13 protein-coding genes, 1 pseudogene and 1 other annotated feature are annotated in these 13,532 nt (G+C 43.3%); of the genes and pseudogenes, 10 read left to right on the forward strand and 4 right to left on the reverse strand.

Translation table 11 applies throughout. The annotated features are described in order from the left end of the window. Positions 1 to 80 precede the first annotated feature (80 nt). Positions 81 to 920, reverse strand: coding sequence for a PHP domain-containing protein (locus MHN79_RS05780; protein ID WP_239172076.1), 840 nt, complete (start codon positions 918 to 920; stop codon positions 81 to 83). A gap of 82 nt (positions 921 to 1,002) precedes the next feature. Here MHN79_RS05780 and MHN79_RS05785 point away from each other — a divergent pair, with 82 nt between their 5' ends. From MHN79_RS05785 to trpA, 7 genes are all read left to right on the forward strand, one after another. Continuing rightward, positions 1,003 to 1,128, forward strand: a complete 126-nt coding sequence (locus MHN79_RS05785; RefSeq protein WP_239172077.1) for a Trp operon leader peptide — start codon at positions 1,003 to 1,005, stop codon at positions 1,126 to 1,128. Then, positions 1,075 to 1,177 (forward strand) — a sequence feature (Trp leader region). It overlaps the preceding gene by 54 nt. Before the next feature lie 129 nt (positions 1,178 to 1,306). Further along, positions 1,307 to 2,872, forward strand: coding sequence for an anthranilate synthase component 1 (locus MHN79_RS05790; RefSeq protein ID WP_239172078.1), 1,566 nt, complete (start codon positions 1,307 to 1,309; stop codon positions 2,870 to 2,872). A gap of 4 nt (positions 2,873 to 2,876) precedes the next feature. Beyond that, positions 2,877 to 3,482, forward strand: coding sequence for an aminodeoxychorismate/anthranilate synthase component II (locus MHN79_RS05795; RefSeq protein ID WP_239172079.1), 606 nt, complete (start codon positions 2,877 to 2,879; stop codon positions 3,480 to 3,482). A gap of 10 nt (positions 3,483 to 3,492) precedes the next feature. Continuing rightward, positions 3,493 to 4,491, forward strand: coding sequence for an anthranilate phosphoribosyltransferase (trpD, locus tag MHN79_RS05800; RefSeq protein ID WP_239172080.1), 999 nt, complete (start codon positions 3,493 to 3,495; stop codon positions 4,489 to 4,491). 26 nt (positions 4,492 to 4,517) lie between these two features. Next, positions 4,518 to 5,945: a bifunctional indole-3-glycerol-phosphate synthase TrpC/phosphoribosylanthranilate isomerase TrpF gene (gene trpCF / locus MHN79_RS05805; RefSeq protein WP_239172081.1), complete on the forward strand. Its 1,428-nt coding sequence runs from the start codon at positions 4,518 to 4,520 to the stop codon at positions 5,943 to 5,945. Positions 5,946 to 6,030: 85 nt separating this feature from the next. Next, positions 6,031 to 7,221, forward strand: coding sequence for a tryptophan synthase subunit beta (gene trpB, locus MHN79_RS05810; protein ID WP_239172082.1), 1,191 nt, complete (start codon positions 6,031 to 6,033; stop codon positions 7,219 to 7,221). Beyond that, positions 7,221 to 8,027, forward strand: coding sequence for a tryptophan synthase subunit alpha (trpA, locus tag MHN79_RS05815; RefSeq protein ID WP_239172083.1), 807 nt, complete (start codon positions 7,221 to 7,223; stop codon positions 8,025 to 8,027). Before trpB ends, trpA begins: the two co-directional genes overlap by 1 nt. 338 nt (positions 8,028 to 8,365) lie before the next feature. Here the strand turns inward: trpA and MHN79_RS05820 are convergent, their stop codons facing one another. Beyond that, the gene (locus MHN79_RS05820) at positions 8,366 to 9,220 is read right to left on the reverse strand and encodes an AraC family transcriptional regulator (protein ID WP_239172084.1); all 855 of its coding nucleotides are present in this window, start codon (positions 9,218 to 9,220) and stop codon (positions 8,366 to 8,368) included. Between the two features lie 159 nt (positions 9,221 to 9,379). Between MHN79_RS05820 and MHN79_RS05825 the strand changes: the two genes are divergently transcribed. Next, on the forward strand, positions 9,380 to 10,012 hold the full coding sequence (locus tag MHN79_RS05825; RefSeq protein ID WP_239172085.1) for an HAD-IA family hydrolase: 633 nt from the start codon (positions 9,380 to 9,382) through the stop codon (positions 10,010 to 10,012). A gap of 4 nt (positions 10,013 to 10,016) precedes the next feature. After that, a pseudogene (locus tag MHN79_RS05830) lies at positions 10,017 to 10,634 on the forward strand (HAD family phosphatase). A 309-nt stretch (positions 10,635 to 10,943) separates the two neighbouring features. On the opposite strand, the gene MHN79_RS05835 reads toward MHN79_RS05830, so the two are convergent. Continuing rightward, positions 10,944 to 11,561 carry a LysE family translocator gene (locus MHN79_RS05835; protein ID WP_239172086.1) on the reverse strand — a complete coding sequence of 206 codons (618 nt, stop codon included), beginning with the start codon at positions 11,559 to 11,561 and terminating at the stop codon, positions 10,944 to 10,946. A gap of 545 nt (positions 11,562 to 12,106) precedes the next feature. Next, positions 12,107 to 12,640, reverse strand: a complete 534-nt coding sequence (locus MHN79_RS05840) for a dihydrofolate reductase family protein (protein WP_239172087.1) — start codon at positions 12,638 to 12,640, stop codon at positions 12,107 to 12,109. Positions 12,641 to 12,740: 100 nt separating this feature from the next. Here MHN79_RS05840 and MHN79_RS05845 point away from each other — a divergent pair, with 100 nt between their 5' ends. Further along, on the forward strand, positions 12,741 to 13,307 hold the full coding sequence (locus MHN79_RS05845) for a TetR/AcrR family transcriptional regulator (protein ID WP_239172088.1): 567 nt from the start codon (positions 12,741 to 12,743) through the stop codon (positions 13,305 to 13,307). The last annotated feature ends 225 nt before the right edge of the window (positions 13,308 to 13,532 follow it).

Here is a 13,532-nt window from a genome sequence, read left to right on the forward strand (position 1 = left end):
GGTCATACGACCGAGTAAATTTACAGTCGGACATGAAGTTAATCTGTGACTTCATACTTTGGCTTGGAAAGTCTAGCTACTTATTGGCAGATTGGCATATCTTTCCATACGGGTTCGACACCCGATGGTAACCACAGGTTTCTGCCCAGCTCTGTCCAAGGTGAAGGATAATGAAAATCGCTCCCCTGAGAAGCCAATAGATTGTATTGTATCGCATAATCTGCCAGATTACGCCTTTCTTGTTGCCCTTGCTGCGGCAGAGCAACTTCCATGGCATCTCCTCCAGCGTCAGAAAAAGCGCCAATCAATCTTTTGAGCCATTTAGCGGTCAAGTTATAACGCCCCGGATGGGCAAGCACTGCTAACCCCCCAGCTTGATGTATCGCATCGACAGCCTCGTTGATAGAGCACCAATTCGGCGGCACATAACCTGGGTTATTACGGGTTAGGTATTTTTTAAATACTTGCTGCATCGTTTTGGCATAGCCGTTATCAACTAGCCATTTCGCAAAATGAGCACGGGTAATCGACGCCTCTCCAGCAATAGCCTTAACCTCTTCATACACCCTATCGTTTGTTGCCTTAGCCAAACGCTCGGCAATTAACTCAGCGCGAACTTGACGATGCTGCTTCTGTTTGTCGATCAATTCGCTCAGTTGCTTAGACTCAGGGTCAATATCAAGGCCAACAATATGAATATCTTTATTTTGCCATACCGTCGATATTTCTATCCCATTGATAATGGTGATGGGTAACTGATTTGTGTCCACATAGTGATGCGCATGTTTCAGGCCATCCACTGTGTCATGATCCGTTATGGCCAATACATTAATATCGAAGTCGATTGCTCTGTCTATTAGTTCGCTTACTGATAGCCGTCCATCTGATGCAGTCGTATGGCTATGTAAATCAATTTTCATAAACTTACTTTTTTAGTTGACTTTTTACGCATGAACTAGTTTACTAGTACACAAATACAAAGTGTGTCATTTAAGGCTTACCATGTTACAAGAGTTTAACCCAAACCAAAAAGTGAATCTTGCAAAGAAAGGACAATTTGATCTTTCTGCAAACCTTTCTTGGTGGCGTACTTGGGTTACTGCTAGGTGGGCTGATACGTACTTGTGATTTACTAAATAAATAGTATCAAGCCCGCTTTTAAAGCGGGCTTTTTGTTTTGTCGAATATAATGCAGTTAACTGGTTAAACAACTACCAATTCGGTCAAATTCAACATTGGGTGAAGCTTTTGTTTGTGCGACTATGTGAAGCGGGAAGAAGAAATGAACAATATGAAAGGAGGTCTTGTGAACAAGGCCATTGAGATTAAAAAGCTGGGTGACTTAGAAGTCATTCATGTAAACGCACCCTACACATTAGACCCAACTCGTCTGTTTCACACTCTGTGTGAAAACAAAACCGATAGCTTACTACTTGAATCTGCAGAGATTGACTCCAAGCAGAACTTAAAAAGCTTATTAATTGTTGATTCAGCGGTCCGTATTGTCTGCTTTGGACATACTGTCACCATGCAGGCGCTGACCAATAATGGTCGTTCATTGCTGGCGCATTTAACCCAGAATATCCACACTAATATCACTCACGTCTTTGATGGTGAGAAACTCACCATAGAATTTGAAGAGCCATGCAACACGCTCGATGAAGACTCTCGACTACGTGAAGCTTCTTCCTTCGATGCGCTTCGTCTGATACAGCATAGTTTCAACATCAGCGAACAGGATAAAAATGCGGTCTTTCTTGGTGGCTTGTTTGCCTATGATTTGGTCGCAAACTTCGAACCTCTTGGTGAAGCATCAAGCGAAAATAGATGCCCAGACTACGTATTCTACGTCGCAGAAACCCTTATTGTGGTCGATCACCAGCGCCAATCGTGTGATATAAAGGCAAGCTTATTTGCAGGATGTACAGAAAAAGACAAGCTAGAAGCACGTATACAAGATATCCAACAACAGTGTGCGGACCTTAAGCCATTACCCATCGCCGATAAACACAGTAATATTTCACCTCAACCCAGTGTTAGTGACCAAGATTTTTGCCAAATTGTTCGCGATCTCAAGCAATATGTGGTTAAAGGTGACATTTTTCAGGTTGTTCCATCTCGTCGTTTTACCTTGCCTTGTCCATCTCCTCTTATTGCCTACAAAGAGTTAAAACAAAGCAACCCCAGCCCATATATGTTCTACATGCAAGACGAGCTATTCACTTTGTTTGGTGCATCGCCTGAAAGCGCCCTTAAATACGAAACTGACACTAACCAAGTTGAAATTTACCCGATTGCAGGCACACGTAAAAGAGGCAAAAAGCCGGATGGCCAAATTGATTTTGACCTAGATAGCCGCATCGAACTCGAACTGCGCAGCGACAAAAAAGAAAATGCCGAACATATGATGTTGGTTGATTTGGCGCGAAACGACGTTGCCCGTATCTCGCAAGCAGGTTCACGCCATGTGGCTGACTTATTAAAGGTGGATAGATATAGCCACGTAATGCATTTAGTCTCTCGCGTTGTAGGTCAACTACGCGATGACTTAGATGCACTGCATGCTTATCAAGCTTGTATGAACATGGGCACTCTAACTGGCGCGCCTAAAATCCGGGCTATGCAGCTTATTCGCGACGTAGAACAATGTCGCCGTGGCAGTTATGGCGGCGCAGTAGGTTATCTAACAGGTGAAGGCACATTAGACACTTGTATCGTTATCCGCTCGGCTTATGTTGAAGATGGAATAGCACACGTTCAAGCAGGTGCTGGAGTCGTATTTGATTCTGACCCTCAAGCAGAAGCCGACGAAACTCGCAGTAAGGCACAAGCCGTGATTTCTGCTATTCAAGCAGCACATATGGAGCACTAAGCAGATGGCTAATATAGTATTTATTGATAACTTCGATTCATTCACCTACAACCTAGTCGATCAGTTCCGCTCTCTAGGCCACGACGTCACCATTTACCGCAATAGCTTACCTGCTTCAACCATCGAGGCTGCAGTAGAGAAACTTAATAACCCTGTTTTGCTCCTTTCTCCTGGACCCGGAGCGCCATCAGAAGCAGGCTCAATGCCAGAAGTGATCAATAACCTTAAAGGTAAAGTGCCTATGATAGGAATTTGCCTTGGCCATCAAGCAATTGTTGAGGCATATGGCGGTCAGGTCGATGGGGCTGGTGATATTGTCCATGGTAAAGTGTCTATGATGGAACACCAACATCATGCCATCTATAAGACTTTACCTTCTCCCATCGCAATCGCGCGCTATCACTCCCTTGTCGCAACTGATGTGCCAGGCTCATTAACGGTTACCGCAGAAGTTGATGGATTAGTCATGTCTGTAGTGCAAGAACAAGATAAAGTCTGTGGATTTCAATTCCACCCCGAATCAATAATGACCACACAAGGCGCCACCTTGCTCGCTAATGCCATTGAATGGGCGCTAGAAAATTCAGAAACACACGCAATGCAGCAATAAGGAAAGAGACATGGATAATATAATTAATAAACTCTACCAACAGAACTCTCTGACCCAAGAAGAAAGCAAACAGCTGTTTGATGTGATTATTCGCGGCGAACTAGACCCGATTTTGATGGCTTCGGCACTCACCGCGCTAAAAATCAAAGGCGAGACACCCGATGAAATTGCTGGCGCCGCGACTGCGTTGCTTGATAATGCAAATCCATTTCCTCGCCCCGACTATGATTTTGCAGATATTGTTGGCACGGGTGGCGATGGTCATAATACCATTAACATATCAACCACAGCAGCCTTTGTTGCAGCGGCTTGCGGCCTAAAAGTTGCCAAACATGGCAACCGCAGTGTTTCGAGTAAATCCGGCTCTTCGGATTTGTTGGACTCGTTTGGTATTGATCTTGCGATGAGCGCTGAAACCAGCCGCTCTGCCATGGATAAGTTGGGCGTAGCTTTTCTCTTCGCCCCTCAATATCACAGTGGGGTTCGCCACGCGATGCCCGTTCGCCAAACAATGAAAACGCGAACTATCTTCAATATTCTTGGTCCACTTATTAACCCCGCTAGACCAAGTATTGAGCTTATGGGCGTATACAGTGAAGATTTAGTTAGACCGATTGCTGAAACCATGCTCAAGATGGGCATGAAACGAGCGGCTGTGGTACATGGCAGCGGCCTTGATGAAGTTGCGATTCATGGTCAAACCACTGTGGCAGAAATCAAAGATGGGCAAATTATCGAGTACACTCTACTCCCAGAAGATTTTGGTCTCGCCACACACCCATTAGAAGCGATAAAGGGCGGCGCACCCGAGGAAAACAAAGCCATCATCACTAATATTCTTACGGGTAAAGGCACAGATGCTCAAATCGGTGCGGTCGCAGTCAATGTTGCTCTGCTGATGCGGCTTTTTGGTCGTGACAATCTCAAAGACAATACCAAGCAAGCCATTGATATCATGAATTCAGGCAAAGCGTTTGAACTCGTGAAGCAGTTATCAGCCCATAATTAATTATTCTAGGATAAGGTAAGAAATCCATGACTCAGACAAAAGATAAACTCTCTGAACATATCTCCGTTAAAGAAGCTCAGATGGCGGAAGTATTGGCAAAAATTGTCCGTGACAAATACCTGTGGCTAGAAGAACACAAATCGTCTTTACCTCTGTCTGAGTTTAAAGGAGCACTCACGCCATCTGATCGCAGCTTTTATCAAGCCGTGAGCGGTGAGAAAACCGCATTCATCACTGAATGTAAAAAGGCTTCGCCTTCCAAAGGACTAATTAGAGAAGACTTCGACCTTGATTACATCGCCTCTGTTTACAAAAAGCACGCGGACGCGATTTCAGTCCTCACCGACGAAAAATATTTCCAAGGCAGCTTTGAGTTTCTACCACAGGTAAGACGTCAAGTTTCACAACCTGTGTTATGTAAAGATTTCATTATCGATGCTTATCAGATCTACCTGGCGCGTCATTACTCAGCCGATGCTATTCTGCTTATGTTGTCGGTACTGAGCGATGAGGAATATAACGCACTCGCCGCCGTCGCCCACTCTCTCAATATGGGCATTTTAACTGAAGTCAGTAATGAAGAAGAACTTCAGCGAGCTGTCGAACTTAATGCAAAAGTGATTGGCATTAATAATCGTAACTTACGCGATCTGACAACCGATCTTAACCGCACCAAAGAGTTGGCACCCAAAATACGAGAGCTAGCACCACAAGCAACCGTTATTTCGGAATCTGGCATCTACACACACCAGCAAGTACGTGACCTAGCCAAGTTTGCCGATGGTTTTCTTATCGGTAGTTCACTAATGGCTGAAGATAATCTTGAGCTAGCAGTGCGCAAAGTGACACTCGGCGAAAATAAGGTCTGTGGTTTAACCAATCCAGATGATGCAGCCAAAGCTTACCAAGCAGGAGCCGTCTTTGGCGGGTTAATTTTTGTTGCTAAATCTAAGCGCTGTGTTGAGCTTGAAACTGCTCGCCAGACAATGTCTGGAGCCCCTTTGCAGTATGTGGGTGTATTCCAAAACCACAGGGTTGAAACAGTCGCAGATATCGCCAATCAAATAGGGTTAACTGCTGTTCAATTGCATGGAGATGAAGACCAAGACTATGTTGAAACCCTGAATAATCAATTAAGCGAAGGTATTGAGATTTGGAAAGCATACGGCGTTACTGATGCCTTACCAAATATGCTTAAAACACCTGTCAATCGTCACTTGCTTGATACTAAAGTAGGAGCGCAAACTGGAGGCACTGGCCTTGTCTTTGACTGGTCTCTGATTGAAAACACCAAACAAGTTATGCTGGCAGGTGGTATTTCGCCTTTTAATGCTCAAAAAGCCGCTGAACAAGGCTGCTTAGGTTTAGACCTAAACTCAGGCGTTGAAGTCTCTCCCGGAAAAAAAGATGGCGAGAAATTGCAGCAAGCATTCCAAGCTATTCGTAACTACTGAGTCAGTAATAAGCATTGAACCTATAACAAATAACGATTGTGCTGGGGTTTGAAACGACGCCAGCCGAGATTAAAGGAATAGAACCATGGCAAAACTTGATGCCTATTTTGGCGAATATGGTGGTCAATATGTCCCCCAGATCCTTGTCCCTGCATTAGAGCAGCTTGAGCAAGCTTTCATCGATGCTCAAGACGATCCCAACTTTCGTAGTGAATTTATGGGCTTACTACAAGAATATGCGGGTCGCCCTACCGCTTTGACCCTAACACGCAATTTAACAAAAGGGACAAAGACCAAACTTTACTTAAAGCGTGAAGATCTTCTCCATGGCGGCGCACACAAAACCAACCAAGTACTTGGCCAAGCATTGCTTGCTAAGCGTATGGGCAAGAACGAGATCATAGCCGAAACCGGAGCGGGCCAACACGGCGTAGCCACTGCCCTAGCCTGCGCTTTATTGGGCCTAAAATGTCGAGTGTACATGGGTGCAAAAGACGTGGAACGTCAAAGCCCTAATGTGTTTCGAATGAAGTTGATGGGAGCAGAAGTGATCCCCGTTCACTCAGGTTCAGCCACGCTAAAAGATGCGTGTAACGAAGCCCTTCGCGATTGGTCAGCAACCTATGAGCAAGCCCATTACCTTCTGGGCACAGCAGCAGGGCCACACCCATTCCCAACCATAGTACGCGATTTTCAGCGTATGATTGGGGAAGAGACCAAAAACCAAATTTTGGCACGCGAAGGTCGCCTGCCAGACGCCGTGATTGCCTGTGTGGGCGGAGGCTCAAATGCCATTGGTATGTTTGCAGACTTTATCGAGGAAGAAAATGTTCGCCTGATTGGGGTTGAACCTGCTGGTAAAGGTATTGATACCGACCAACATGGCGCGCCACTAAAACACGGCAAAACAGGCATCTTCTTTGGTATGAAAGCGCCACTGATGCAAGATAGCAATGGACAAGTTGAAGAGTCTTATTCTGTATCTGCTGGCTTAGATTTTCCCTCTGTCGGGCCGCAGCATGCGCATTTAAATGCGATTGGTCGCGCCGAATATGACAATGTGACCGATGATGAAGCCTTAGACGCTTTTCAGGAGTTGGCTCGCAGTGAAGGCATCATTCCTGCCCTTGAGTCTTCACACGCTCTTGCTCACGCCCTTCGTATGGCTCGAGAGAACCCGGAGAAAGAACAGTTATTGGTTGTTAACCTATCAGGACGCGGCGATAAAGATATCTTCACCGTACATGCCATCTTAGAAGAAAAAGGAGTGATCTAATGAGCCGTTACCAATCAATGTTTGCACGCTTAAACGAGCAAAACCAAGGCGCATTTGTTCCTTTTGTTACGGTTTGCGACCCTAACCCAGCTCAGTCGTTAAAAATAATGGAAACGCTGGTCGAAGCGGGAGCAGATGCACTCGAACTTGGCATTCCTTTTTCCGATCCTTTGGCTGATGGCCCTACCATTCAAGGAGCGAATATTCGTGCACTTGAATCTGGCGCGACCCCAGAGATCTGCTTTGATCTGATTGGAGAAATTCGTGCAAAGTACCCAGATTTACCAATCGGACTGCTCATGTACGCAAACCTAGTGTTTGCACGCGGCATTGATAACTTTTATCAGCGCTGCGCAAACGCAGGCATCGATTCTGTGTTAATCGCCGATGTACCTACAAACGAAAGCGCCGAATTTGTAGAAGCTGCAACCAAACATGGCATTGAGCCTATCTTTATTGTGCCGCCTACCGCCTCTGATGACACCTTAAAGTCAGTAGCGGAATTAGGCAGTGGATACACCTATTTGCTCTCACGCGCTGGAGTGACAGGAGCGGAAACAAAAGCCAATATGCCAGTCAGTGATTTACTCGACAGGCTCAATAAATACGATGCGCCACCCGCCCTACTCGGCTTTGGTATCTCAACACCAGAGCAAGTGAAACAAGCGATTGATGCAGGTGCCGCAGGTGCGATTTCAGGCTCAGCAGTGGTTAAAATCATAGAAACACACACAGAAGCCCCAGAAGAAATGCTGGTGCAGCTATCTAAGTTTGTTTCACCGATGAAAGCAGCGACTCATAAATAATATTCCTGTAAGAAAGAGATTACGTACCCTAATAAAATGGCAGTGCTGATATAGCAGCACTGCCATTTTTAAATTAAAGATGCCCCATTCCGCCTTAGTGCAATGACTAACCAATGGATCACGCTGCTGAATTTCCGATACTTGTAGTTATGACTGAGTGCGGAACAACGATTCTCAGCATCTCTCATTTATGTGCAAAATCGACACTTCTATCCGACAACTTCTGCTTGCATTGTTATGCAATTTCTTTGGGCGTGATAAGCCGTTAATGAACAAACGAGTGAGCTACTCACTTGTGTGAACTGGTGAACAACTATCTGAATACATAGTTCTATCTGCTATTTACTAGAAAATTTATCTCGGTACTCCCTAGGTGTTATTCCTTTGTAGCTCTTGAATAACCGATTAAAATTTGAAGTATTATTGTATCCAACCATTTGGCATATATGACTGACTTTCAGGCTAGACGTTTCTAACAACCTAGCAGCATGGCTCAATCGTATTTTTTTCAACCTTTGACTAAATGTTTCGCCAAAATGACGAATAAAAATACGATTAACCGTTCGCTCACAACAAAAAATATGCTGAGACAAATCATGCAACGAAATATCATGGGCATAGTGCTGATTCAAATATTCAGATAGTGCTTCAATTCTATCTTTTTCAGACTCAAATTTAACATGTTCAGAAGAGCCTAAAGTCACGGGATTCTTGTCTTGAGTTACCACTGAAAAAACACGAAAAAGCACCGATAGCTGCTCTAGGCTTGAGGTTTTATAATCAATCTGGTTGATGACTGTTTTCACTTCGACAGCCGTTGGTCGGGAAAATTGAATGGATAAGCCATCACCAAGTATGCTGGATAGCTTTCTCATTTCCTTACAGTGCGACAACATATTCGACACCCATTCTTTATCAACCCATAGACTGTACCTCTCGGGGGGAAGCTTTTTACTATTTGCTACTAAGCCTTTTAAATCATGGGGTAATTCTGGAGGAATCAAGAACAAAGAACACGAAGTGACATCTATATCAACACTTCCAATCCTGATTACGCCTTGGTAGTGATCCAGCAACAGAAATTCAAACTCACTGTGAAAATGAGCTTTCAATAACTCTAAGGGAGAGTCATCTAAATGATGTCTCCAAGAGTAGCCTGGACGTATCAAGCTTTTCGTCGGTATAGGTCTCATTCTGCCTAGATCCAATAAATAATGCCTTTAAACATTGTCGAGATAGTATCATTTAATGTCCAAATAGTGCGACTAAAAGCGCTAAATATACCGAATAATAGTCTCAAGAGCTTAGCTAACCTCGAAAAAAACTAACAACAACTTAAAGAGGTTGAAAGAATGAAGAACTATGCAAAATTCATCTTTGATATGGATGGAACACTTGTCGATTCAAAGGGCGCTGTCGAAAAAGCATGGAGTCTATGGGCGCTAGAACATAACATCAATGTCGAGCGCATTTTAGCTATATCTCATGGTCGCCCAGCGGACGACGTCATCAAAGAGCTGATGCCCCACCTTAATATCAAACAAGAAGTTGCTAAGCTGGAAGCAATAGAATTGGACAATGTCGATTCTGTAAAACCTATACGCGGAGCGATTGCTTTCCTGAACAAGTTAAACGATCACGACTGGGCAATATATACGTCTGCACCAAGAGAATTGGCCGTTCAACGATTGATGGCTGCCTCAATTCCAGTCCCTCAAATATTGGTTACCGTAGAGGATGTACAAAAAGGAAAGCCTGACCCAGAAGGTTACAAGCTAGCGGCCGAAAAACTAAAAGTGCTCCCTGAGCATTGTCTTGTTTTTGAAGATGCTCTAGCAGGTATCCAATCCGCTCTAAGCGCTGGGTGTGATGTTGTTAATATTACCGCTGTTGCTCCCACACAACCCACTATAAATGGAGTTACATCAGCAAGGGATTACTTTGATGTCTCAGCATGTCTAAACGACCAATTCATTCAGGTATAAAACTATGGCTCAACCAAAAGTAAGGAACATTGTTTTCGACGTTGGCAACGTGATTGTTCGTTGGGATCCTTTAGAAATTACTCGACTCACTTTTGTGGAGAGTGAAGATCATCAACAATTTGCCAAAGCAACCTTCCAATCCCAGACGTGGATAGATTTGAACAAATGACTCATATCAGAAACAGAAGCCAAAACTCAGTATCAGCAGATTCTCGGGTTTTCATAGCAGGAGTGTGAAGAGCTGTTTTATTATGTAAAGCAGACTCAACGTCTAATAGTTGGTTCCATTGCTCTCATTCAACGTATTAAGAGTGCAGGTTATGGTGTCTATGCACTAACGGATAACGTTCACGAAATAGTAGCCTACTTAAAGTCAACTTACTCATTTTGGCCGCTATTTGATGGAGCGATAGTATCGGCGGAAGTGGGCATGCTGAAACCTCAACCAGAAATTTATCACTTATTACTCAATAAGTACGAACTTATAGCTTCAGAGACCGTGTTTATTGATGACATGCTTTACAACGTAGAAGGAGCAAAGTCTGTTGGTATGCATGCAATTCAATTTGAAGATATAGGCCAATGTGAAAAAGACTTAATATCTCTAGGGCTGAATATCTAGGGCGTTTCGGGTCTAGTTCCATTTTGCATGTTCAGCGAAACATTCTGCATAAAGCGAATCCAATGCCATAGATAGAGATTGCTTGGTTTTGTCCATTTCGTGCATATCAGCCATCGTGAGAAGCGATAGCTGTTTGTGCTTTGGGGTACTAAAAGTTATCCGTACCAAGCTAAATTAGTAAACTCACTGACTCAGAATTGTCCAGAAGGGTGCTGACGGGGTATTAAATACAAAATGCCCCCTTTACCAAGTTAACGCACTGACTCAGTGACAGATCGCCCATTGACGTTTCCGTACGTCTGTTCATGGCTAACTTACTTCTTTATTGCCTAACAGTACTGCTGCAAGCACTAAAAATATACCTGACATTCTATCCAACTGGTGCTTCATGTTCCCATGTAGTCTATGTGCTATAGACTCAGCAAACTTGCCGTAGCAGCACAAGAATACGCCATCCATTATTAAGTAGGTAGAGCTGAGAACCACAAACTGCATGAGCAATCCTGACTCAGGGTTTATAAATTGAGGGAACAAGGCTGCAAAGAAAACTACTGCTTTCGGGTTGGCTGCTGATGTTATAAAACCTTGCCAATAAAGAGAGGACTTAGAGCGTTGTTGACCTTGTTGCTCAATGGAGTTGCCTGGACTTGATAACAATAATTTCATGCCTAAATAAAGCAGATACGCTACACCACCCCATTTCAAAATGGTAAAAAAATGTTGTGAGTTTGCAATAACCGTGGCCAAACCAAGTGCTGCAATTACCATCTGAAAGAAGTTCGCCGTCAAGTCACCAGTTGCGGTATAAATTGATCGTCTAAAACCACTACCAATACTATTCGATAACATAAGAAGTTGACTTGGCCCTGGTGTGCTCATTAACACCAACACCGTTACCACATATGTAATCCAAACTTGAATTTCCATATTGATGTCCTTATTGAATGGGGTTTGTGGCTATAGATCTGCGTCTCATAATCGATATACTGCCAGAAGATAACAAACGCATTAGTCCTTTAGAGTTCAAAATACCAACCATTAGATACAAAAACAACCTCTTAGTGGTACAGTATAGACTCGGGGTATCTTGCATGTTTTGACAAAAATCCTGTATTAAACGAATCTGCCACCATGGTTCTGAGGTAAAAGGCTATGTCCAAAAGCTTTCAAAAATCGGCATCTCGCATAGAGGTGCACTTCGTCACTTTGGGATACGAGAAGTTATCCGTGAATAGCTAATTTAGCAAAGGCACTGCCACACTTATGTCCAGAAACGAGCTAGCGATCGTGGCTAGTTCATTTTTGCCCCGAAGGGAGTTACGTCTAATATTACTTTGTGGACAATTCAGAAACCTTTTCAATACATAAATTAATCGATGAGACAAAAGATAAAACCTGTTAACTGTTACTCAAGCAGATCGTAAAATGCCCTCCAATTTGCTGTGAAGCGTGTTTAGATACAGAAGTCGAAATTATTTCTCTCGTACGTAAGTGGTTTGAACCAAGGTTTCTAGTAACACTTCATTCTTGGTTACTTTGAAGTTCAATGGATTTTTTAGTTCACCAAATAAAGGTGCGCCGTCACCAAGCAGGATAGGAAAGCGAGTGATCACCATTTCATCGATCAGATCTTCGTTGAGGAAGTTTTGAATTGTCACGCCACCGTCGATGTATAGATCAGAAAATCCCTTTGCATTCAGTTCCGAGATAATATCTTTCAACTCACCTTTGACAAAAAATAACTTTCCTTCATAGCCTTGTGGCACTTTCGTCATGGTGTTGCTCAACACGAACACTGGTTTTGTGTAAGGCCAATCGCAATCAAAACTCAGAATCACATCGAGGGTATTACGCCCCATCACCAAGCCGTCGACTCGCTCCATTAACGTAAAGAATCCAGTATCAATATTGTTTGGATTTGGTACAGAATATAGCCAGTCGAGTTTACCTTGTTTATCTGTGATGAAACCATCCAGACTGGCTGCAATAAACACGATGTTTGCCATATGAGCCTCATCAAATTTGTCGTGGTAGAGAAAAGCAAAAAATTTGTTTAAAATTAATTCTACACAGTAGAATTTTTATTGATTTTATCGGGAAGAACAAATGGCTGTCAATGAAAAGAAACGCGGGCGACCAGTAGGGAAACTGTCACAGTTATGTGCCGAAAGCATTCTAGAAACGGCTAAATATTTGATGAAAAGAGATGGAAAAGTTCCCACTATCCGTTCATTAGCGGCGAAATTAAATGTAGACCCTATGGCGATTTATTATTACTTCAAAAACAAGAATGCTTTGTTGGAAGCACTTACCACATCACTTGTGGCGGAGATCTATCAGCCTCAGGAAAGTTCAAACTGGCAAGCTGAGTTAAAACGTTTATGTGTTAGTTATATCCAGCTGTTACGCGAGAACAACGGCCTACTACAAACGATGCTAAGCATGTCATCATATGGACCTGCCCAAGTGTTTACTGAGCGTTATCAAACTATTATTGCACCTCTAGATTTAAACAAGAAAGTGGCAAAAGATGGCCTAGATTTGCTGGCTGATTACTTACATGGTTTCGCGTTCTCTACCAGTTGTTGTCATGATGCGAATTTGATCAAAACCGAAATGATGAATGGGCCATTGGAGCTGATTTGTAATGCATTGGAACCATCTCGAACATAACTCGTTAGTCCAGAGAGGCGCTAAGGGGCATGAAACACGAAGATGCCTCTTCTAAGCTTACAGTGAACATACAATTGCTAATTATATCATTACTTTTCCTAAAATCATGATGATGACAAACGATTTCTGCTTAGTATTCGAAAGCTCCATTGAAGACTAAGCAACTCTGACTTCATGCCAAATCATGTAGCGTGTATTAGGCTTTAATATCAAATAATTAGCGGG

The sequence above is a fragment of the Vibrio sp. Of14-4 genome (genome assembly GCF_022347625.1).
Classification (GTDB): domain Bacteria; phylum Pseudomonadota; class Gammaproteobacteria; order Enterobacterales; family Vibrionaceae; genus Vibrio; species Vibrio pristinus.

What these genes read in the sequence shown, in the direction of transcription:
- MHN79_RS05780 (WP_239172076.1), bottom strand. Translation starts at nt 920, where the DNA reads ATGAAAATTGATTTACATAGCCATACGACTGCATCAGATGGACGGCTA.
- MHN79_RS05785 (WP_239172077.1), top strand. Translation starts at nt 1,003, where the DNA reads ATGTTACAAGAGTTTAACCCAAACCAAAAAGTGAATCTTGCAAAGAAA.
- MHN79_RS05795 (WP_239172079.1), top strand. Translation starts at nt 2,877, where the DNA reads ATGGCTAATATAGTATTTATTGATAACTTCGATTCATTCACCTACAAC.
- trpD (WP_239172080.1), top strand. Translation starts at nt 3,493, where the DNA reads ATGGATAATATAATTAATAAACTCTACCAACAGAACTCTCTGACCCAA.
- trpCF (WP_239172081.1), top strand. Translation starts at nt 4,518, where the DNA reads ATGACTCAGACAAAAGATAAACTCTCTGAACATATCTCCGTTAAAGAA.
- trpB (WP_239172082.1), top strand. Translation starts at nt 6,031, where the DNA reads ATGGCAAAACTTGATGCCTATTTTGGCGAATATGGTGGTCAATATGTC.
- trpA (WP_239172083.1), top strand. Translation starts at nt 7,221, where the DNA reads ATGAGCCGTTACCAATCAATGTTTGCACGCTTAAACGAGCAAAACCAA.
- MHN79_RS05820 (WP_239172084.1), bottom strand. Translation starts at nt 9,220, where the DNA reads ATGAGACCTATACCGACGAAAAGCTTGATACGTCCAGGCTACTCTTGG.
- MHN79_RS05825 (WP_239172085.1), top strand. Translation starts at nt 9,380, where the DNA reads ATGAAGAACTATGCAAAATTCATCTTTGATATGGATGGAACACTTGTC.
- MHN79_RS05835 (WP_239172086.1), bottom strand. Translation starts at nt 11,561, where the DNA reads ATGGAAATTCAAGTTTGGATTACATATGTGGTAACGGTGTTGGTGTTA.
- MHN79_RS05840 (WP_239172087.1), bottom strand. Translation starts at nt 12,640, where the DNA reads ATGGCAAACATCGTGTTTATTGCAGCCAGTCTGGATGGTTTCATCACA.
- MHN79_RS05845 (WP_239172088.1), top strand. Translation starts at nt 12,741, where the DNA reads ATGGCTGTCAATGAAAAGAAACGCGGGCGACCAGTAGGGAAACTGTCA.